This is a genomic window from Pseudomonas sp. LB1P83 (assembly GCF_054897885.1).
On the sequence record NZ_CM142709.1, the window covers coordinates 4,936,903 to 4,959,199 of the forward strand.

15 protein-coding genes are annotated in these 22,297 nt (G+C 59.3%); 6 read left to right on the top strand and 9 right to left on the bottom strand.

All coding sequences use genetic code 11. From position 1 onward, the window contains the following. Positions 1–2 precede the first annotated feature (2 nt). The 4 genes from ptsP to treP form a co-directional block, all read right to left on the bottom strand. Positions 3–2,537: a phosphoenolpyruvate--protein phosphotransferase gene (gene ptsP / locus ACYZTY_RS22545; protein ID WP_461955546.1), complete on the bottom strand. Its 2,535-nt coding sequence runs from the start codon at positions 2,535–2,537 to the stop codon at positions 3–5. 62 nt (positions 2,538–2,599) lie between these two features. After that, positions 2,600–3,823 carry a carbohydrate porin gene (locus ACYZTY_RS22550; RefSeq protein ID WP_461955547.1) on the bottom strand — a complete coding sequence of 408 codons (1,224 nt, stop codon included), beginning with the start codon at positions 3,821–3,823 and terminating at the stop codon, positions 2,600–2,602. Positions 3,824–3,928: 105 nt separating this feature from the next. Then, positions 3,929–5,575 (bottom strand): alpha,alpha-phosphotrehalase, encoded by a 1,647-nt coding sequence (gene treC / locus ACYZTY_RS22555; protein ID WP_461955548.1) that lies wholly within the window; start codon positions 5,573–5,575, stop codon positions 3,929–3,931. A gap of 119 nt (positions 5,576–5,694) precedes the next feature. Further along, entirely contained in the window at positions 5,695–7,137 is a 1,443-nt protein-coding gene (treP, locus tag ACYZTY_RS22560) for a PTS system trehalose-specific EIIBC component (RefSeq protein ID WP_461955549.1), read from the bottom strand. Between the two features lie 235 nt (positions 7,138–7,372). Between treP and treR the strand changes: the two genes are divergently transcribed. Both treR and ACYZTY_RS22570 read left to right on the top strand, forming a co-directional pair. Beyond that, complete coding sequence (treR, locus tag ACYZTY_RS22565) at positions 7,373–8,077, top strand: trehalose operon repressor (protein ID WP_461955550.1); 705 nt, start codon at positions 7,373–7,375, stop codon at positions 8,075–8,077. A gap of 99 nt (positions 8,078–8,176) precedes the next feature. Further along, the gene (locus ACYZTY_RS22570) at positions 8,177–11,212 is read left to right on the top strand and encodes a membrane-targeted effector domain-containing toxin (RefSeq protein WP_461955551.1); all 3,036 of its coding nucleotides are present in this window, start codon (positions 8,177–8,179) and stop codon (positions 11,210–11,212) included. An 87-nt stretch (positions 11,213–11,299) separates the two neighbouring features. Here ACYZTY_RS22570 and guaA read toward each other — a convergent pair whose 3' ends face one another. The 4 genes from guaA to ACYZTY_RS22590 all read right to left on the bottom strand — a co-directional run bounded on the left by guaA (position 11,300) and on the right by ACYZTY_RS22590 (position 16,236). Then, positions 11,300–12,877, bottom strand: a complete 1,578-nt coding sequence (guaA, locus tag ACYZTY_RS22575) for a glutamine-hydrolyzing GMP synthase (protein ID WP_033061488.1) — start codon at positions 12,875–12,877, stop codon at positions 11,300–11,302. Between the two features lie 126 nt (positions 12,878–13,003). Then, positions 13,004–14,473, bottom strand: coding sequence for an IMP dehydrogenase (gene guaB / locus ACYZTY_RS22580; RefSeq protein ID WP_109634587.1), 1,470 nt, complete (start codon positions 14,471–14,473; stop codon positions 13,004–13,006). A gap of 247 nt (positions 14,474–14,720) precedes the next feature. After that, the gene (locus ACYZTY_RS22585) at positions 14,721–15,269 is read right to left on the bottom strand and encodes a sugar ABC transporter ATPase (protein ID WP_461955552.1); all 549 of its coding nucleotides are present in this window, start codon (positions 15,267–15,269) and stop codon (positions 14,721–14,723) included. Positions 15,270–15,468: 199 nt separating this feature from the next. After that, complete coding sequence (locus tag ACYZTY_RS22590; RefSeq protein WP_461955553.1) at positions 15,469–16,236, bottom strand: sulfite exporter TauE/SafE family protein; 768 nt, start codon at positions 16,234–16,236, stop codon at positions 15,469–15,471. A 100-nt stretch (positions 16,237–16,336) separates the two neighbouring features. Here ACYZTY_RS22590 and ACYZTY_RS22595 point away from each other — a divergent pair, with 100 nt between their 5' ends. The 3 genes from ACYZTY_RS22595 to ACYZTY_RS22605 all read left to right on the top strand — a co-directional run bounded on the left by ACYZTY_RS22595 (position 16,337) and on the right by ACYZTY_RS22605 (position 19,606). Further along, the gene (locus ACYZTY_RS22595; RefSeq protein WP_461955554.1) at positions 16,337–17,275 is read left to right on the top strand and encodes a LysR family transcriptional regulator; all 939 of its coding nucleotides are present in this window, start codon (positions 16,337–16,339) and stop codon (positions 17,273–17,275) included. 126 nt (positions 17,276–17,401) lie between these two features. Beyond that, positions 17,402–18,781, top strand: coding sequence for an exodeoxyribonuclease VII large subunit (xseA, locus tag ACYZTY_RS22600; RefSeq protein WP_461955555.1), 1,380 nt, complete (start codon positions 17,402–17,404; stop codon positions 18,779–18,781). Between the two features lie 3 nt (positions 18,782–18,784). Beyond that, on the top strand, positions 18,785–19,606 hold the full coding sequence (locus ACYZTY_RS22605; protein ID WP_461955556.1) for a peptidoglycan DD-metalloendopeptidase family protein: 822 nt from the start codon (positions 18,785–18,787) through the stop codon (positions 19,604–19,606). 133 nt (positions 19,607–19,739) lie between these two features. On the opposite strand, the gene ACYZTY_RS22610 is transcribed toward ACYZTY_RS22605, so the two are convergent. Continuing rightward, complete coding sequence (locus tag ACYZTY_RS22610) at positions 19,740–20,096, bottom strand: hypothetical protein (protein WP_461955557.1); 357 nt, start codon at positions 20,094–20,096, stop codon at positions 19,740–19,742. A 396-nt stretch (positions 20,097–20,492) separates the two neighbouring features. Here ACYZTY_RS22610 and leuA point away from each other — a divergent pair, with 396 nt between their 5' ends. Continuing rightward, entirely contained in the window at positions 20,493–22,172 is a 1,680-nt protein-coding gene (leuA, locus tag ACYZTY_RS22615; protein WP_461955558.1) for a 2-isopropylmalate synthase, read from the top strand. Positions 22,173–22,297 lie beyond the last annotated feature (125 nt).

Here is a 22,297-nt window from a genome sequence, read left to right on the forward strand (position 1 = left end):
GTTCAGTTCTCCAGAACCAGTGAAGTATCGACCGTCGCCTCGTGATACAGCCGCAATGCTTCGCGCACCTGTCCGGCACTTTCCAGGCCCAACACTTGCTGAGCGATGGACCGGCAGCCCACCAGGTCCACTTCGCGAACCGCAGCCTTGATGGCCGGAATCAACGGCACACTCACTGACAGCTCATCCACCCCAAGCCCCAGCAATAGCGGCACGGCCAGCGTCTCGGAGGCCATGGCGCCACACACCCCGACCCATTTGCCGTGGGCGTGCGCGGCCTTCACGGTGCTGGCAATCAATCGCAGAACCGCAGGATGAAAGCTGTCGGCCTGACTGGCCAGACGCGGGTGATCGCGGTCCATCGCCAGGGTGTATTGCGTGAGGTCGTTGGTGCCGATGGAGAAGAAATCCACTTCGGGTGCAAACAGATCAGCCATCAGTGCCGCAGCCGGCACTTCGATCATGATCCCCAGCTTGGGAAGCTCCGTGAGGCCCAATGCCAGCGCCTCTTCTTCAAGCAGTTGTCGGGCCAGGCGCAACTCCGAAAGTTGCGTGACCATCGGCAGCATGATGTGCAGCCGGGCCAACCCGGCGCTGCTCAGGATGGCCTTGAACTGATCGCGCAACAGCTGCGGACGCTCCAAACACAAACGAATCCCGCGCATGCCCAGGAAGGGATTGGTTTCGCTGTCCATCGGCACGTAGGCCAGCGGCTTGTCGCCACCGACGTCCAGGGTGCGCACCACCAGGTTACGCGTCGGCCCGAGTGCCTTGGCGATGGCGCTGTAGGTGGACGCTTGCTCGTCATGGCTCGGCGCATGGTTGCGATCCAGATAAAGAAACTCCGAGCGCAACAAACCGACGCCCTCGCCTCCCAGTTCCATCGCCTGTTCGGCTTCAGCCAGCGAAGCGATGTTGGCGGTCACTTCAAAATGATGACCATCGCGGGTACAGGCAGCCAGCGTCGCGTGTGCCAACTCATGCTGCTGACGTTGCTGTTGAATCTGCCGCCTGGCTTGCAGCTGCTCAATGGCCTGCAAATCCGGATCCAGCTGCAGCTCGCCCTTGTCGGCGTCGAGCAACACCTGGGTGCCGTTGACCAGTGCCAACACTTGCACAGGCAACCCGCAGATCGCCGGCAAACCGAACGCCCGGGCGAGGATCGCGACGTGGCTGGTGGCGCCACCGCCGACCGTGGCGAAACCCAGCACCTTATGGGTATCGAGCCCGGCGGTCTGTGACGGTGTCAGTTGTTCGGCAATCAGGATCGCCCCTTCAGGCAGCTCCATCGCCTGCTCCCGTACACCGAGGATCAGCTTGAGCACCCGCTGGCCCACATCGGCCAGGTCCGCTGCCCGCTCCGCGAGCAAGGCATTACCAAGGTTTTTGAACAAAGTGGCTGTCGACTCGGTGGCCGCGCGCCAGGCAAACCCGGCGCTTTTGCCTTCGCTGATCAGCACGTGAGCCATGTCCAGCAATCCCGGGTCTTCGAGCAGTTCCTGATGTGCCTTGAAGATGTCTGCCTGCGCGTCGCCAATGGCGTTATCACGCAATTGTTGCAGGGCCACTAGCGCTTCGGCCAAGGCGCGGGACAGATGATCGCATTCAACCTGCCGTGTAGCGCCGAGCTCATTCACTTCCAGGTTTTGCTCGGCTATCTGCACCACGTGGCCAAACGCCGATCCGGGCGATGCGCAAACCCCGCGCAGCACCGTCAGTGATGAAGACTCGATCGCCTTCGTTTCGACCTGCACCGAGGCCACCACCGTTTCACCGCATCCAGTCATGAGCAGTTCGGTCAACGTCTTGATCGCCGCTTCAGCATCCGGGCCGGCCGCGCTGACCTGCAAAACGTCACCGTGAGCTGTCTGCAATGCCATGATCGCCACCAGGGATTTCGCGTTCGCGCTCTCCTGCTTTTTATGCAGGTAAATGCTCGCCGAAAAACCTTTTGCCGCCTGGGCGAACACCGCGGCCGGACGGGCGTGCAAGCCGTTCGGGTTGGCCAGTGTCAGCGGTTTGGAAAACAGTGTTTCGTCCTCTTCCCCTACCGGCGCATCCGTTGCCTGTTCGACAGGGGTCAAACTCAGGAGCGGCTGGCCACTCTCTACCAGACCGGTTTCAGGCGTCAGCCAAGTGAACGGTTCACCGCTGACCACCAGCATCAACGTCAGCAGGCTGCGGGCATTTAATGCAACAAAATCGGCATCGAACTCGATCAGCGACTGCCCAACGTCAACGTGCTGGCCCTCCTCCACCAGTCGCGTGAACCCCTTCCCTGCCAGGTTCACCGTGTCGAGGCCGATGTGCAGCAACACCTGCACACCATTTTCGCTGGTGATGCTGACCGCATGCCCACTTGCCTGCACATTGCTGACAACCCCTGCCAGCGGCGCGCACAAGGTATTTGAGGTCGGATCGATGCACAGGCCATCGCCGATGACCCGGCTGGAAAACACCGGATCGGGCACGAGGTCCAGTGGCACCAGTACGCCGGACAAGGGGGCGTGCAGTTGCAATTGTTGGGGTGTGGCCATGACGTCACCTGCTGTTTTGTTCTTTGAAGTGCCGATGGAGCGCGAGGCTCCGACAGCATCGCTTATTTCCACCAATACTCGACCTGCAATCCGACATTCGAACCGTGCCGCGCCGTGCCGAAGGCGCCGGTATCGGACAACGCTGAACCCGCAGCCAGTTCATTGGCCGCTCGTTTGGCCGCTTCGTTCCAGCTGGCATAGGTGTAATACAGACGCACCTCGGGCCGAGCCCAGAATTCCGGGCCTTTGGGCGACCACGTAGGGGCAAAGGTGAACTTGCTCAGCTTGCGCGTGCCGCCCGTGGCGTCGACCTGATCGTGACCCAGTTCGGTCACCAGTTTGAACTGCTCGGTGATCGCGTACGCCGGGCGAATCCCCAAGGAAATCCAGTTCTGATCGGCACCGTCCGGACGAATGTCTTTCTGATAAACCGCCTCGACTTGCCCACCGAACCGCGGTGTCACCTGCCAGTCGAAGAACTCCACCACCCGGTAACTTTTGTTGCTGTCGTCCAGCCTTACGTTACCGGTATAACCCAATCCGGTGCCTGGGCCTTCGCCGTACTGCAAAGCCAATTTGTTCTTGCCGCCCAGAAAGCCTTTTTGCACATGCTGGGTGGTGATTGCCCAGCCGCGATGTGCGTCGCGACTGTCGGGTTTGTCGATGTAGCTCAGCCCGAGCTCCAGCTCACCACCGGGGTTGGTTTGGAAACCGGCGACGTTGAAATCGTGACGGTTGATGTAGTCCTTCTGGTACAGGTTGTCTTTGCGCGAAAAAGCGTAGCTGTACTTCAGATCGCCGATCAGCACATCCTCGATACCACCGCCCGTGGCGCTCTGGTTCCAGTAGTAGAAGTCGGAAATGTGGATGTCATTCCGCTTGTAATAACGCCGACCGGCCCACAGCGAACCGCCGTTGAGGCTGGGCATGTTCGACCACTGCGCGTACATCTGCGGCATGCGCACCGAGCCGTTATCGCCGTTGAACGTCAGGTCCTTGTCGTACTGGTTATACAGCGAAGCCATGCCGTCGACGCTCAGCACTGAACCGTCGTCCAGGGTGTACAAATCCTGACGTAGTTCGAGTTCGGCGTACTGCTCACATTCGTTGCCCAAGCGGTATTTGGTCTGCGCGCCGGGCAGTTGGAAACACTGCTGTTTACCACTGTTTACCGATGTCCCGACGCCGCTGCGCAAGTAACCGCCGAACTCCAGGGCCTGCGCCGACAATGGCAACGCCAGGCATACGCTCGCAGCGACAAGGCTGCGATTTAGTGTTGTTTTCAAGAACCACCCCATTATTTTTATTGTGTTGCTCCGCAAAATCGACGCGCAAAAATCCCCCGCGCAGCGTTCTGCGTGTTTTTTTGAATCGGTGTTTTTAGTGGCTGGTCAGTCGGTCAGGTGCAAAACGAATGACTCATAGGGCCTTAAAAGAATTTGCCGGTTTCGCGGCGGACAATCCGGGTAGTTGCTGATGACCAGACGCTGGGCCATGGCTTCGCTGATCACTTCATCCGGCAGTTTCACTTCGCACGGCGTGCCATAGAAGTTACTCAGAACCAGCAAACGCTCACCGTCACCTTCACGCACATACGCCCAGAGTTGCGTGTGCTCCGGCAACAGTTGCCGATAGACGCCTTCGGAGATCAGCGCTTCACTTCGGCGCAGGGCAATCAACTGACGGTAGTGATGCAGCACGGAGCCCGGGTCTTCGAACTGAGTGGCGACGTTGATCTGCGCAGCGTTGGCCGGCACGCCAATCCAGGGTTCTGCCGTACTGAATCCTGCATTCGGCTCGGCATTCCAGTGCATCGGCGTCCGGCCGTTGTCCCGGGACTTCTGCATGATCGCCGCCATGTTCTCGGCATCATTGGCTCCCGCCTCGCGCTTGAGCCGGAAGATGTTCAACGTCTCGACATCGCGGTACTGATCGATGTGATCAAACCCAGGATTGGTCATGCCCAGTTCTTCGCCTTGATACACAAACGGCGTGCCCTGAAGGAAGTGCAGCGCGGTGCCGAGCATCTTCGCCGAGATCACCCGATATTCACCGTCGTTGCCAAAACGCGAGACCACTCGTGGCTGGTCGTGGTTACACCAGAACAGCGCGTTCCAGCCACCGCCAGCCTGCATGCCGGTCTGCCAGTCGGACAGAATTCGCTTGAGCTGGAGGAAGTCGAAGTCGGCGCGAATCCACTTCTGCAGGTTCGGGTAATCGACCTTCAGGTGATGGAAGTTGAAGGTCATCGACAGCTCTTTCGAATCCGGCTTCGAGTAGCGAATGCAGTGTTCCAGGCTGGTGGAAGACATTTCGCCGACGTTGATCAGGTCGTGACCTTCGAAGACTTCGCGGTGCATTTGCTGCAAGTACTCATGCACGTTCGGGCCGTCGGTGTAGAAACGTCGACCGTCGGTGTTGTCCTCAGGGAAGTCCGCCGGCTTGGAGATCAGGTTGATCACATCCAGACGGAAACCGCCCACGCCTTTATCGCGCCAGAAACGCATCATTTTGAAGACTTCGGCGCGGACCTTCGGGTTGTCCCAGTTCAGGTCGGCCTGGGTGTGATCGAACAGGTGCAGGAAGTACTGACCGGTCTGCGCCTCGTATTCCCAGGCCGAACCGCCGAACTTGGATTCCCAGTTGTTGGGCTGATCGCGCCAGATATAGAAGTCGCGGTACGGGTTGTCGAGGCTGCTGCGGGCCTGCTGGAACCAGGTGTGTTCGATCGAGGTGTGGTTGACCACGATGTCGAGCATCAGCTTGATCCCGCGCTTGCCGGCCTCGGCAATCAGCAACTCACAATCGGCCATGGTCCCGTAGCTCGGGTCGATGGCGTAGTAATCGCTGATGTCGTAACCATTGTCGCGCTGGGGCGAACGCAGGAACGGCGTGATCCACAGGCAGTCGACGCCCAGCCAGTGCAGGTAATCGAGCTTGGCCACGACGCCGAGCAAATCACCCGTGGGGTTGCCGGCGTGGCTGTGAAAACTCTTCGGGTAGATCTGGTAGATCACCGAACGTTGCCAGTCTTGCATGGCGCTATTCCTTCAATAGGTTTTGTACTGGCCTGGAGGGCCTCTTCGCGGGCAAGCCTCGCTCCTACATTGAAATGCGTAACTCTGTAGGAGCGAGGCTTGCCCGCGAACGCGATCTATCAAGCGACCCGATACCCCGGCCGGACGATTTTCATGCTCAACCCGCAGGTCAGAACAAACGGCACAACCATGGCGATGACCATCCCGATCACGAACATCGGGATGAACTGCGGAATGATCGAGATGAAACCGGGCAAGCCACCGACACCGATGGCCGAGGCCTGGACCTTGTTCAGCGACAGGAAGATGCAGCCCAGGGCCGAGCCGGTCAGGGCCGCGTAGAACGGAAACTTGTAGCGCAGGTTGACCCCGAACATCGCCGGCTCGGTGATGCCGAAATAAGCGGAAATCGCCGAGGTCGAGGCCATGCTTTTGTCGCGCACATTGCGGGTCATGTAGAACACCGCCAGTGCAGCGCTGCCCTGGGCGAGGTTGGACATGACGATCATCGGCCAGATGAACGTGCCGCCCTGGGTGGAGATCAGCTGCAAGTCGACCGCGAGGAACATGTGGTGCATACCGGTGATCACCAGCGGCGCGTAGAGCAAACCGAAAATCGCGCCACCGACCATCGGCGCCAAGTCAAACAGGGTCACCACGCCTTCAGTGATGAGAATACCCAGATGCCGGGTCACCGGGCCAATCACGGCCAGTGCCAGTACGCCAGTGACGACGATGGTGGTGATCGGCACCACCAACAATTGCACCGCGTTTGGCACCCGCGCCCGCAGCCATTTTTCGATGACGCTCATCACGTAGGCCGCCAGCAGGATCGGCAGGATCTGGCCCTGATAACCGACTTTTTCGATCTGGAACAAACCGAGGATGTCGAAATACGGAAGGCTCTGGCCGTCGAGACCGGCGACTGCCTTGCCATAGTTCCAGGCGTTGAGCAGGTCCGGGTGAACCAGCATCAGGCCGAGCACGATGCCGAGGATTTCACTGCCGCCAAACCGCTTGGCCGCCGACCAGCCCACCAGTGCCGGCAGGAACACAAACGAGGTGTTGGCCATCAGGTTGATCAGGCTCCAGAGCCCGTCGAGTTTCGGGTAGGCGTCCAGCAGGGTCTGGCCCTCGATGAACATGCCCTTGGCGCCAATCAGGTTGTTGATGCCCATCAACAGTCCCGCAATGATCAACGCCGGCAGGATCGGCATGAACACGTCGGAGAACACCCGCACCAGACGCTGCATGGCGTTTATCTTGTCGGCGCTTTTTTGTTTAACGTCGGCGATGGTTGAAGCGGCGAGACCGGTTTGACGGCGCAGTTCGGCGTAGACCTTCTCAACCTCGCCGGGGCCGATGACCACCTGGAACAAGCCACCGGTGAAGAACGAACCTTTCACGAGATCAATCTGATTCAGCGTGGCGCTGTTGACCAGGCTCGGGTCCTTGAGGGCCAGGCGCAGGCGTGTGACGCAGTGCGCGGCCTGCTCAATGTTGTCGCTGCCACCGAGGCTTTGCAGCAGCTCGCTGGCGATGTTCGGATAGTCGTGGCTCATGCTTTTCTTCCGCTGTAGTTTTTTGTTTTGGCAGCACGCCGAAGCGAAAAGTACTCGTCTGTACGAGTTAAAGCAACAACTCGTACAGACGAGTTTGATTTTGTTTGCCTCCAACCCGACAGTCGGCGATTTTTCCTACCTCCCGGAACGATGAAACCTAAACCCGCATGGACAAACCCCTACCCTGCCCTTAAGGTTCGAAACCTTGAGCACATCGCGGCACAGAGCCATCCCCATGAGTAAATACAACCAGATCTACAGCGATCTGCTTGCCAGCATCACCACCGAACGTCTGGAACGCGGCGCCCGGTTGCCTTCCGAAACCGAATTGATGGACAGCTATCAAGCCAGCCGCGGCACCGTGCGCAAGGCCATCGAGCAATTGCAGGAGCGCGGTTTCGCCCAGAAAGTCCACGGTAAAGGCACCTTCGTGCTGTCGACCAACCCGATCGAATTCCAGTTGGGCGGCATCGTCAGCTTCCAGGAGACTTATCCGCGACTGGGCAACGACGTCAGCACCGAGGTGGTCGAATTCACCCAAATCCCCCTCGAAGGCTCGCTGCTCGAACACATCAAGGCTGAAGAAGGCAGCCTGATCACGCGGATCAAGAGAGTGCGGCGGATCGATGGGAAACGCGTGATCCTCGACATCAACCATTTCGTCAGCGACGTGATTCCCGGCCTGTCCCGCGACATCGCCGAGCAGTCGATCTACGCCTTCATCGAACAGACTCTGCAACTGCAAATCGCCTACGCCCAGCGCACCATCGAAGCGGTGCCCCGGAGCAAGGACGACCAGCATCACCTGGACCTCGACGGCCAGAGCCATGTGATCGTGGTCAGCAACCAGACCTTCCTGCAGGACGGTCGCCAGTTCGAGTACACCGAATCACGGCATACCCTCGACAAGTTCTACTTTTCGGATGTGGCACGGCGCTGACCCTACACCGTCACGAAATGCAGGTGGGCATAACTATGTAGTGCACTTGCCTTGAGCAAATGGGCAATCCTCACAGCCCATTTCTCAAGGAGCGAGAGCATGCCTGTTGATCAGAGTACTGAAACGTTACCCAATGCAGCCGACCAGGAGCAGCTGAAAACGATTGCCCCCGTCGTCGTGACAGCCTGCCCGGGTTTGAAAGAAGAGGCCCATGGGGTGGCCAGCGAAATCCTGAAAAAATACGGTATCACCGACATGGACCCGGATCAGGTCTGGTGGCATCGGTTTGACAACGTCTCGGCCAGCAGCACCAAGGCCTTTCTGAGTTGGGAACACGCCCCCAAACCCTGCGAATCATTGACCCTGACGCAACTGGTCATCCATGGGTACCGCGTGACCGATCAAGACGACGCCCTCGAACTGAACAGTAATGGCGGGTTTTACACTGCGGATGCAAACGCCAGTATTTTCAATGAAACCAACGAAGTGCGGATGTACCCCAGCAAGGTCCTCACGGATCTGTGGGAGATGAACCTCAGTGAACGTTATCTGAATAAACTGAACGCGTTCTGGACGACTCATTTCGATGACTTCCGGGCCCTGGCCAAATGTAACTACCTCAGCAAAGCCGTGGAGGCGCGGCAAAACGGTCAACTGGAAGAGGAGGATTTCCAGACCGTCGTAAGGGCCGTCGTCGGTGGCGAAGTATGGCCAATCACCTTGGCGAGCCTGCAGTCTCAAACCTCCTCGCCTTCGGATCTTCGTGTCTGCGCCCTGGATGTCGCAGGGCATGTCGCCACCGATATTCTGCGCATCGTTGACCAAAAGGGTCGGCAGATCACCTACGTTCCCGGTGCCGCACAGGCATTCCACGTGCATCCGACACTGACGGACATGCACTGGTGGATCTTGCTCCAAATGAATGAAGAGCAGCCACGCACCGAGTTCATGACCCATTTCCCGCTGTCGGTCCGTAAAGAAGTCCACGACACCATCACCCCGCTGATGAACCAGCTGGTCGGCACCTGGGGCAAGTACGACCACCACTTGATCAATCAAAAAGACATCACCATCGACGGCGATGCCTTCACCTGGCAGAGCCGGGCGGTCCAGAGCACGATGCTGGAGGAGGCCGACCTGACACTGGTGACCCATGGACAGATGCGCAAACAGCTTTGGCTGGGCTACCTGACTGCCGGTCTGCATGTGTTTGGGCCATTGACCGTTCTGGGCTGGCCCATCGCATTGACGGTGATCGGGGCCAGTGTCGCGGCGATGGGTTTGAACATCGACAAAGCGGTCAATGGCAAGACGGCGGCGGAACGCAAGGCCGGCGTCATTGGCGCGGTGCTCGACGGCATCAATGCCCTGTTCAACATCCCGCTGCTCAAGGAAGTCAGTGTATTGGAGGACGTGGGAGCTTCGGTCGACGCAGCCGAAGCGGCTGAGATGGCAGATCTGAGGGCGGCCGGTCATCCGGATGAACCTGTCGGCACACAAGCGTCCGATGATGCTCAGGGAGTAATCCGTCAGCTTGAGGAGTTCACTCCCCTGCCCAAAGATTCCGGGCAAGCGTTAGAAGTGCCCGAGCATTGGCAAAGCAATGAAATCCTGGAAAGCCAGACGCCTCTGGCCACGAGCGGAAAATTCCAGGGCATCTACTCGCTGGACTCAAACCCTTCCACCGCCATCATGATGAACGACCAGGCTTACTACGTTCGCTACGAAGCCGACATCAACGGCGGCGGTACATGGGCGATCATTGATCCGCAAAAGCCTCTCGCTTCTTCAGGTTCCATGCCTGTACGCCTGAATGCCGAGGGTGAATGGGAACTGGCGCCGAAAAGTGGGTTAAAGGGCGGCGGAAAGGACCTCGTCGAACCCGTTCCCGGATCCTCCACGGGATCCACCCAAGCCCGGCCACCGGCTGATTTGCTCCGACACCTGACGAAATACGATGCCCCCAATGGCCGTTCACTGAACTTCCTGGCACTAGGCAAAAAAGAAACGCACATAAAAATCGTCAACCTTCCCGATGGGACTCTAAAAGGGGTGACCACGTACGATGAGTTCGTCGCCGCACGGCGCACGGTACTGGTGAGAGATGCGCGCACATTTCATACCCCAAGGAATTTTTTCGCCTCATTGCCTGCGCGTCCGATACAGCCCGTCATCACGCCGTCCACGACCGTCCCGGAACTCATTGAGAAGATATTCGATGCCGCGCCCGGGCTCGTCGTCGGTGAAAGTCAGGATCGCATTGCGAGCATGCGGTTCCTCATCGAAAACATGCAGACCCTGGCGAAGCAAGGCGTCAAGACGATCTACATGCACCGTTTGCTGAACGACTTCAGTCAAGTCGACCTGAACACATTCGCCGAAACTGGGAAAATGGACGGCATGCTGGGACTGTATTTAAAACAGCTTCAGAGCGATCCCGCCGGGCAGTTCACACCACTGGAAGTCATGCGTACGGCCCGACAATACGGCATTCGAATCCAGGCCACTGACTGCCTGGCAAGCTATCGGTACGAAGGCGCGTCCTTTGGCACCCTGTCGCAACAATCCATCAAGAACTACCTCACTCACACGATCATCCAGGCCAACGAGGCCTACAGCCCGGGAAAATGGGTGGCGCTGACCGGCCAGGAAAACACCAACACGTTCAGGGGCATTGCCGGCATCAGCGAAACGGAGGGGGGTATCGGTTTGCGGATCGAAGAGGTCAGTCCTGACCAGAGTCTGCACATCGAGATAGACCATGGCATCGAGGTAGGCCGTGACGTTCAGCCGCCACCTCCGCCGATGCGTGGAGACTTTGACACCCTGTATGCCGACATCAACCTGGAAATGCCCACTCCAGTCATTCAGAGAACACAGGAAGCAATTCTTCGGCTCCTGTACCGCCCAGGCATGTTTACCATCGATAAATCAGAGGACATCTGGACGCTGATCCATCGCAGCAGGACCGGCGTGATTGCACGCACGATGATTGAGCGAACGGAGGGTGGCGGTTTTCTGATTAACCGCCCCGCCTGGACTGATGTGCATCAGGTCAACTACCAGAATATTGACCTTCTTGCACGAGCACTCAACCGCATGGGCATGACACTCGAAGGACGTCTGCCGGTGTAACCCAGCAGACTCTGATACGCAAAAGGCCCCGTGAACGCGAATTCACGGGGCCTTTCAGGTGTTACAGACGATCAGTTGAAGCCGGGATCACTCCCACTCGATCGTCGCTGGCGGCTTGCTCGACACGTCGTAGGTGACGCGGGAGATGCCTTCGATTTCGTTGATGATCCGGCCGCTGACGGTTTCCAGCAGCTCGTAAGGCAGGTGTGCCCAACGCGCGGTCATGAAGTCGATGGTTTCCACGGCACGCAGGGCAACGACCCAGGCGTAACGACGGCCATCGCCTACCACGCCAACCGACTTCACCGGCTGGAACACCACGAAGGCCTGGCTGACTTTGTGATACCAGTCGGCCTTGCGCAGTTCTTCGATGAAGATGTGGTCAGCGCGACGCAGCAGGTCGGCGTATTCCTTCTTCACTTCACCGAGGATCCGCACGCCCAGGCCCGGGCCCGGGAACGGGTGACGGTAGACCATGTCGTACGGCAGGCCGAGTTCCAGGCCCAGACGACGGACTTCGTCCTTGAATAGCTCGCGCAGGGGTTCAACCAGCTTGAGGTTCATTTCTTCCGGCAGGCCACCCACGTTGTGGTGCGACTTGATCACGTGAGCCTTGCCGCTTTTCGCGCCAGCCGACTCGATCACGTCCGGGTAGATGGTGCCTTGGGCGAGGTACTTGATGTTGTCCAGTTTGTTGGACTGGGCATCGAACACGTCGATGAAGGTACGGCCGATGATCTTGCGTTTTTTCTCTGGGTCGGATTCGCCGGCCAGGTTGTTCAGGAACTGCTCTTCAGCGTTGGCGCGGATCACCTTGACGCCCATGTTCTCGGCGAACATGGCCATCACTTGCTCGCCTTCATGCAGACGCAGCAGGCCGTTGTCGACGAAGACGCAGGTCAACTGGTCGCCGATGGCTTTGTGCAACAGCGCGGCAACCACCGAGGAGTCAACACCGCCGGACAGGCCGAGCAATACGTTGTCGGTGCCGACCTGGGCGCGAATGTTGGCGATGGCGTCTTCAGCAATCTTCGACGGTGTCCACAGCGCTTCACAGCCGCAGATGTCGAGGATGAAGCGCGACAGGATGCGACCGCCCTGCTTGGTGTGAGTCACTTCCGGGTGGAACTGCACGCCGTAGTAGCCGCGAGCGTCGTCGAACATGCCGGCGATCGGGCAGCTCGGGGTGCTGGCCAGGATGTGGAATTCCTGCGGCATCTTGGTGACCTTGTCACCGTGGCTCATCCACACGTCGAGGCCGAACAGGCCGTCAGCGTCGATGTGGTCTTCGATGCCGTCGAGCAGGCGGCTCTTGCCGACCACGTCGACACGGGCGTAACCGAACTCACGCAGTTCGGAACCTTCAACCTTGCCACCCAGTTGCTCGGCCATGGTCTGCATGCCGTAGCAGATGCCGAAGACCGGTACGCCCAGGTCAAACACCGCTTGCGGGCAGCGAGGGCTGTTGGCTTCGTGCACGGACTCGGGGCCGCCGGCGAGAATGACGCCTTTTGGAGCGAATTCGCGAATCGCGTCTTCATCCATATCGAACGGATGCAGTTCGCAGTACACGCCGATTTCACGCACGCGGCGGGCAATCAGCTGGGTGTACTGGGAACCGAAATCGAGGATCAGGATGCGGTGAGCGTGAATGTCGAGGGCCATGAGAGAAACTCTGAAAAGCAGTTGCAAGCTTCAAGCTGCAAGCTGCAAGTAGTCGGAAGCTGCGCGGTAGCTGCGTGAACGCAGTACCGCTTGCAGCTTATAGCTTGTGGCTCGTAGCTGGAGGCGTCAGCCGACCCGATAGTTTGGCGCTTCTTTGGTGATCTGTACGTCGTGGACGTGGGACTCGGCCATGCCTGCGCCGGTGATCCGCACGAACTCAGGCTTGGTGCGCATTTCTTCAATGTCGGCGCTGCCGGTGTAGCCCATCGAGGAACGCAGGCCGCCCATCAGTTGATGGATGATGGCGCTCAGGCTGCCCTTGTACGGAACACGCCCTTCGATGCCTTCCGGAACCAGTTTCTCGGCGCCTGCCGAGGAGTCCTGGAAGTAACGGTCGGAGGAACCTTGAGCCTGGGACATGGCGCCCAGCGAACCCATGCCGCGGTAAGCCTTGTACGAACGACCCTGGAACAGTTCGATCTCGCCTGGTGCTTCTTCAGTACCGGCGAACATCGAGCCCATCATCACGCAGGAAGCACCGGCTACGATGGCCTTGGACAGGTCACCGGAGAAACGGATGCCGCCGTCGGCGATCAACGGAACACCGGTGCCTTCAAGGGCAGCGGCGACGTTGGCGATGGCACTGATTTGCGGGACGCCGACACCGGCGACGATACGGGTGGTGCAGATCGAGCCCGGGCCGATACCGACCTTGACCGCATCGGCGCCCGCTTCGGCCAGGGCCTTGGCGGCAGCGCCGGTGGCGATGTTGCCGCCGATGACCTGCACTTCAGGGAAATTCTGTTTGACCCAGCGAACGCGGTCGATAACGCCTTTGGAGTGACCGTGTGCGGTGTCGACCACCACCACGTCAACGCCGGCATTGACCAGGGCGGCTACGCGGTCACCGGTGTCTTTACCGGTGCCGACTGCAGCGCCAACGCGCAGACGACCTTGATCGTCCTTGCTGGCCAGCGGGTAAGCCTTGGCTTTTTCGATGTCGTTGACGGTCATCATGCCTTTGAGGGCAAATTTGTCGTCGACGATCAGGACGCGTTCGATGCGGTGCTTGTGCAACAGCTCGCGAACGTCGTTCTTGTCGGCGCCTTCCTTGACCGTGACCAGACGCTCTTTAGGCGTCATCACTTCGCGGACAGTGGCTTCCAGACGGTTTTCGAAACGCACGTCACGGGAAGTGACGATGCCGACCAGGTCGCCATTGTGCAAAACCGGAACGCCGGAAATGTTGTGCTGGCGGGTCAGTTCGAACAGTTCACGAACCGTGGCGTCGGCCTCGATCGTGATCGGGTCCTTGACCACGCCGGCTTCGTAACGCTTGACCTTGCGAACTTCGGCAGCTTGCTGCTCGATGGTCATGTTCTTGTGGATGATGCCGATGCCACCTTCCTGAGCCATGGCAATTGCCAGACGGGCTTCAGTAACGGTGTCCATGGCGGCAGAAACCAGAGGAATATTCAGCTCGATGCCACGGGTTAGGCGGGTCTTGAGACTGACTTCGTTAGGAAGCACCTCGGAATAACCAGGCACTAGGAGAATGTCGTCGAATGTCAGAGCTTCTTGGCTGATACGCAGCATCGCGGGGGCTCCCGAGCGGGAAAATGGAAGCGCGCCATTATAGTCAGACACCCCCTCGGGTTCAATGTAAAACTCTGTCTATTATCGATGCGGGTGATCGACGGGGGTCTGGAACGCAAATCCTGTAGGAGCGAGGCGCTTGGTCTGGGCGGCATTCCGACGAAGGCGTCATCACTGACGCTAAAAGCTTCGCGGGCAAGTCGGATCGCCGCACCGCTCGATCCTACGGTTTCGGTTTCGGTTTCGGTTACAACTCGACTTTCACCCAACTGACAGGCTGATCGAGCCAATCGGCAAACTCATCGATAAAGCTCTGCTGGAACCCGGCCTCGGCCCAGTTATTAAAGATGAACCCCAGGTTGGAAAAACCGCATTCCTGCAGGAAAAGAAACCCGTTGATGTCGTCTTCATGCCCGCATTCCGGGCAGGTGAAGTTATCGGTACGCCCCGGCATCCAGTCTTCCAGGCTATCGAACAGCGCTTCGCCGACTTCCTTGCGGCATTCGGCGCAGCCCGCCTCCTCCAGGAATCCCTTGGCCGGTGTATAGATGCAACGCTTGGTGATGATCTCCAGGCCATTGATCGGTTCGCCGAACGGCAGCGCTTGCGGATGCAACACCACGGCGCGGGCACCGTCGGCGATGGCGTGGGCCATGCGGTTGCCGGTACGACCACAGGTGGTCAGCTCTTCCTGGATGATGTTTTTGCGCACCAGCCAGCGCACAATCGCCCGGGCCCGGGGTTCGTGCACCGGCAGCGTGGAGATTTTCGGGACGATGATGCTTTGCGAATTCATGGTGCAAGCCTACTGCGTCAGATGGATGTTCTGCGGCGTACCGGCTGACGCTTTCGCGGGCAAGCCTCGCTCCTACAGGAACGGAGTCGTTCGCAAGTACATCGAACGACATAAATCCTGTAGGAGCGAGGCTTGGTCTGGGCGGCATTCCGACGAAGGCGTCAGAGCGGCCGGCAGCTTAATCCCTGACAAAATCCGGTCAAGTACTCAAGTAACGCCCGATCAAGGCAATCCCGCTCGCCAGCACCAACCACGTCACCAGCCGCACGAACGCCTCGCGGGACAATCTCATGGTCAACCGCCGGCCGATCCACAGCCCCAAGGCCATGGCCGGCAACAAACACAACGCCAATACCAACAAGGGTAGCTCGGCGTAGACACCCGCGACAGCAAACAGGCTCAAGCGCACCACGGTGCTGCAACTGATCAGCGCACTCTGGGTCGCACGCGCCGCCTCTTTGGGCAACCGGCTGTTCAAATAGATCGCATATAGAAAGCCGCCACTGCCAAACAACGCCCCGAACAGCCCGCCCACTGTTCCCATCGGCACGGCCCAACCGGCGGACAATTGCGTCGGCCGGGTTTTGACCCACAGACTGTAAATCGCATAGGCGCTAATAAACAGCCCCATCAACAGCAGCAATAGATCGGATTTGAGGTTCAGCAGAAAGATCACCCCCAGCGTGCAGCCCACCGCCATGCAGGGCAGCAGCCGCAGTAACTCGGGCTTCGCCACCTCCCGCCGCGAAGGCAGCAAATTGCCGAAGGCTGCGACGAAATCCAGCAACACCAGCAATGGCACAATCTTCGACAGCGGCATGAACAGAATCAGAATCGGCCCCGCCACCAGGGCGGTACCAAATCCGGCGATGCCGAACACGATGTAGGCCAGGGCAATGCCCGATCCGATTACCAGCCAATCCATGGCACCAAATGGCCATTGGCTCAACAACTCAAGCACATTCATCTGTACGGCTTCCTTGAATACCTGCGATGACTTTAGCCAGCGTCGAGTCTTGCGACTAATATCTTCAAAGCCGCCCACCCATCTCAAAAAGGCATGACCGGTGCTTTCAACCCGCCAATTGCGTTACTTCGTGGAAATCGCCGACTGCGGGAGTTTCAGCGCGGCCGCAGAACGACTTTTCATTGCCCAGTCGGCCCTGAGCCGGCAAATTAAGGACATGGAAACCCGCCTGCAAACGCCATTGTTCGAGCGCACCGCACGCCAGCCCCGACTGACGGCGGCCGGTGAAGCCTTCTTGCCCCGGGCCAGAAACCTGCTGAACGAACTGACCAAAGCCAGTGAGATGGCCACCCAGGTCGGTAATGGAGAACTCGGCACCTTGCGCCTCAGCCACTCCAGCACCGTGCCTATGTGTGGCCGCCTGCTGCGAGGCATCAGCGACTATCTGGATCAGCATGTCGGTGTGTCCATGGACATCTCAAAGCTGTCTTCCGAAGCGCAACTTGAAGCGTTGGCCGACAATCGACTGGATGCTGGACTGCTGCGCCTGCCGGTGTTGCGCCAACGTGAAGGCGTGCAGATTGTTCCTTTGTACAGCGAACGATTGCTGCTGGCTGTTCCGCCCAATCATCGGCTGGCTGTGGATAAGTCCACTCAGGGCATCGATCTGGCGCAGCTGAAGGATGAAGCGTTTATCTCCATTCCTCATCCGCAGCGTGGCGGGTTGAGTTATCTGTCCGCCGAGTTGTGCATGCGTCAGGGATTCTTCCCGAAAGCGGCGCGGGTGGTGTCGCGCAAAACCACGCAACTGCAATTGATTCAGGCCGGTTTCGGCATTGCCCTGCTGCCGGAATCGATGCAGGACATTGCGCCACCCGACATCCATTTCCTGCAATTGTCCGACCCGGATTGTCACAGCACCGTCGCCCTCGCCTGCCGGCAGAATCCCACCGCACTGGTCCAACACTTCATCAAAACCTGCACAACCCCCTGTAGGAGTGAGCCTGCTCCGGGCGGCGTTCCGACGATAGCGGTTTAACATTCAACATCAATGTCGACTGACACACCGCAATCGTCGGAACGCCGCCCGGAGCAGGCTCGCTCCTACAGGGGATTTTTGTTGGCTCATGGAGATTGTTAGCCGAATGCCTTTAAACTGCGCCCCATGATTAAAGATCCCTTTGCAAGACTCGGCCTGGACCGTGAAGTCCTGACTGTCAGCCAGCTCAACGGCCGCGCGCGGGTGTTGCTTGAAGACGTGTTCAGCAACATCTGGGTCGAAGGCGAAATATCCAACCTCGCCCGGCCGGCGTCCGGCCACGTGTATTTCACCCTCAAGGACAGCGGCGCCCAGGTGCGTTGCGCGTTGTTCCGGCAGAACGCAGCGCGGGTTCGTCAGGCGTTGAAGGACGGTCTGGCGGTCAAGGTGCGCGGCAAGGTTTCGCTGTTCGAGGGACGTGGCGACTATCAGTTGATCCTCGACACCGTGGAGCCGGCCGGTGACGGCGCCCTGCGTCTGGCCTTCGATGCATTGAAGGAAAAACTCAGCGCCGAAGGCCTGTTCAGCGCCGAGCGCAAAGTGCCGTTGCCGGCGCACCCGCAACGCATCGGTATTATCAGTTCGCCGACTGGCGCGGTGATTCGCGACATCATCAGCGTATTCCGCCGCCGCGCGCCGCAGATCCAGCTGACGCTGATCCCGACCGCCGTGCAGGGCCGCGAAGCGACTGCGCAGATCGTCCGCGCACTGAAACTGGCGGACGCCCGTGGTTTTGATGCGCTGATCCTCGCCCGTGGCGGCGGTTCGCTGGAAGACCTCTGGTGTTTCAACGAAGAAGCCGTGGCCCGCGCCGTGGACGCCTGCGTGACCCCCATTGTCAGCGCCGTCGGCCATGAAACCGACGTCTCGATCAGTGACTTCGTCGCCGACGTCCGCGCCCCGACGCCGTCCGCTGCCGCCGAATTGCTTGCACCGGATTCCAGCGACCTGGTGCGCCGGGTCGAGAGCCTGCATCGTCGCCTGGTGATGCGCATCCGCGACCGGTTGATGCGCGACCGCTTGCGTCTGGAAGGCATGTCCCGTCGCCTGCGCCATCCCGGCGAACGTCTGCGCCAACAAGCGCAACGTCTGGATGACCTGGACATGCGCATGCGCCGCGCTTTCGAACGCCACCTCAACACCCGCCGCGAACGGCTGATTCGTCTGGAAACCCGCCTCGCCGGGCAACATCCCGGACGGCAACTGGCGATGCTGCGTCAGCGCCTCGACAGTTTCGCCGAGCGCCTGCCGCGAGCCATGCGCGAAGGGCTCAAGGCCCGTCGCCTGCAACTGCAAAGTCAGGTGCAGACCCTGCAGGTGGTCAGCCCGCTCGCGACGTTGGCCCGTGGCTACAGCATTTTGCTGGACGAACGCGGCAACGCGATCCGCAGTGCCGAGCAAACCCACACCGGTCAACGGCTGAAAGCCAAACTGGGCAATGGCGAGCTGCAAGTCCGGGTCGAAGACAATCACCTGACGCCTGTCACCCTTTCTTTACTGGATTGATCCATGCCGCGTTTTTTAGCTCCGCTGTTGTTACTGTGCCTGACCTTCAATGCCCACGCCGACAGTTACATCACCCGCCTGTTGAACAAACCGGTGCCGGGCGGCGTGGCCGTGGTGGATCTGGGCACGTCTGCCCAAGCGCCAAAAGCCAGCTATCAAGGCAAACCGGTGCTGGTGGTCAAGGAACAGAGCAATTGGCTGGCGATTGTCGGCGTACCGTTGACGGTTAAACCGGGCACGCAGCAGGTCAGCAGCGGCGGCCGTAATTTGAGTTTCACGGTCGGCAGCAAGAAGTACCCGGAACAGCACATCACCCTGAAAAACACGCAGCAGGTCAATCCGAACCCGGAGAATCTGAAGCGCATCGAGGGTGAACTGGCCGAGCAGATCGCTGCTTACCGCACTTTCAGCCCGAACACGCCAAGCAACCTGCTGCTGGACAAACCGGTCAACGGGCCGCTATCGAGCAAGTTCGGCGTACGCCGGTTCTTCAATGGTGAGGAGCGCAATCCCCACTCAGGCCTGGATTTCGCCGTGGGTGCCGGCACACCGATCAAGACACCGGCCGCGGGCAAGGTGATTTTGATCGGCAACTACTTTTTCAACGGCAATACGGTGTTTGTCGACCATGGGCAGGGCTTTATCAGCATGTTCTGCCATATGTCGAAGATTGATGTGAAGGCGGGGCAGCAATTGGCTCGCGGCGGTGTAGTCGGGAAAGTCGGCGCCACCGGGCGGGCTACCGGGCCGCATATGCACTGGAATGTCAGCTTGAATGATGCGCGGGTGGATCCGGCGATTTTTATTGGGGCTTTCCAACCCTGAATCGTCTTTGAGGCTGCCGGCCTCTTCGCGGGCAAGCCTCGCTCCTACAGATTTGCGTCGTGCCCAAACCGTGTGGTCACCCCAGATCTGTAGGAGCGAGGCTTGCCCGCGTAGGCGATCTCAAGGACGCGGCTTATTCCGCTTCCAAATCCTCAATCCCGTGGACTTCCCGATCTGCCAAACAGTGGTTGATCCAGGTTTGAGTTTCATCCGAGAAGCCAGCCAATTCTTCAGCCGTGATCAACTCGCGGGCACACAACCCGAGCAAGTGAGAGCGGGCCTCATGGCGTGAGAACCTGAAAACGCCAAACGCCCAATACAGCTCTTTTTGCCCGGCCTTAAGCAGTTCTTCGCTGGCTTCTATCCGATCATATGGCGCCAGGCTTGTGTCGAGAACCGTACGCTCGACCTCCTCCATGATCCGAATGCACATCCGTTCATGCGCCTTCGGGCGCAGCGCACTGTAAAGCTTCCAATCCGATTCGTTCATTGCCGACTCCTGCATTCCAGTCGTCTGGTTGAGGCTTTAAGAATAGCTGCGCCCACTGAGACAAGAGCCTGAACTTTCAATTGCGCAACGATTAAACCTCGCGCAACGATCAACACGATCAACCGATTTCATCGCAATAAAATCTCGATAAGATCCTCCATTCGAGTATTCCTCTCAATTTTTTTCGACTGCTTGCCATCCTCAACCACGGCGGTTAGGGTTGAAGGCATGAAAACCTCGCACACCCTCATTCAGCTTCGCCAGCACCGCAGCCTGTGCCTCGTCAGCGCACGACTGCCAGGTTGAATCGCGGTGCCTCGCCCCACGCTTTTCCCCAAAAACAGTTGATCCACCGGCAGGCCGCCTTTTTTCGGCCCACACAATAAGGATTTCCCGATGAGCATGCTCAAAGACCCGTCTTCGAAATACCGCGCGTTCCCGACCATCGACATCCCGGACCGCACCTGGCCGTCGAAGACCATCACCGCAGCGCCAATCTGGTGCAGTTCCGACCTTCGTGACGGCAACCAGTCGCTGATCGAGCCAATGGACGCGGTCAAGAAGCTGCGTTTCTGGAAAACCCTGGTGCAGGTCGGCGTTAAAGAGATCGAAGCCTCGTTCCCGGCCGCTTCGCAAACCGACTTCGACTTCGTGCGTACCCTGATCGAAGGCAACCACATCCCGGACGACACCACCATTCAGGTGCTGACCCAGGGCCGTGAAGATCTGATCGAACGCACTTTCGAATCCCTGCGCGGGGCGAAGAAAGCCATCGTTCACCTGTACAACGCGACCTCCCCGTCCTTCCGCCGCATTGTCTTCAACCAGGACAAGGACGGAGTCAAGGCCATCGCGGTCAACGCGGCCAAGTTGTTCGTCAAATACGCGGCCCAGCAGCCGAACACCGAGTGGACCTTCGAATACTCGCCGGAAACCTTCAGCGCGACCGAGCTGGATTTCGCCAAGGAAGTCTGCGACGCGGTCATCGAAGTCTGGAACCCGACGCCTGAGCACAAGGTGATCCTCAACCTGCCAGCCACCGTTGAATGCGCGACCCCGAACATCTATGCCGACCAGATCGAGTGGTTCGGCCGTCACATCAACCGTCGTGACAGCGTGATCATCAGCCTGCACACCCACAACGACCGTGGCACCGGCGTTGCCGCTACCGAACTGGGCCTGATGGCCGGCGCCGACCGTGTCGAAGGCTGCCTGTTCGGCAACGGCGAGCGTACCGGTAACGTCGACCTCGTGACCGTGGCGCTGAACCTCTACACCCAGGGCATTCACCCTGAGCTGGACTTCTCCGACATCGACGGCGTGCGCAAAGTCGTCGAAGAATGCAACCAGATCCAGGTGCACCCACGTCACCCGTACGTCGGCGACCTGGTTCATACCGCGTTCTCCGGCTCCCACCAGGATGCGATCCGCAAGGGCTTTGCCCAGCAGAAACCGGATGAGCTGTGGGAGGTGCCGTACTTGCCGATCGACCCGGCCGACATCGGCCGCAGCTACGAGGCGGTGATCCGCGTCAACAGCCAGTCGGGCAAGGGCGGGATCGCCTACCTGCTGGAACAGGAATACGGCATCAGCTTGCCGCGTCGCATGCAGATCGAGTTCAGCCAGGTCGTGCAGCGTGAAACCGATCGCCTGGGCCTTGAGATGACTGCCCAGCAGATCCACGCCTTGCTGCACAGCGAGTATTTGCAGGCCAACACCCCGTATGCGCTGGTCAGCCATCGCCTGCAGGAAGAGAACGGTCACAGCGCCGTGGAAGTGGAAGTCTCGGGCAAAGGTCAGGGCGAAACCAACCTGCACTGGCGCGGCAAGGGCAACGGCGCGCTGGAAGCCCTGGTGGCCGGCCTGCCGATTCCGGTGGAGATCATGGACTACAACGAACACGCGATCGGCGCGGGCACCAATGCCAAGGCGGCGGCCTACATTGAACTGCGCGTGAACGGTGAGCGTGCGGTGCATGGCGTCGGTATCGATGAAAACATCACCACCGCGAGCTTCAAGGCCCTGTTCAGCGCGTTGAACCGCTCCTTGAGCCAGCCGGAAGCAAAAGCGGCGTAAGCGTTCGCTGTAATGCAAAAGGCCCCTAGGTGAAAATCTCGGGGCCTTTTTGTTTGCCTGCTGTTTTTGTGTTGCCTGTTATGGCCCCATCGCGAGCAGGCTCACTCCCACAGGAGGCTTCGGGT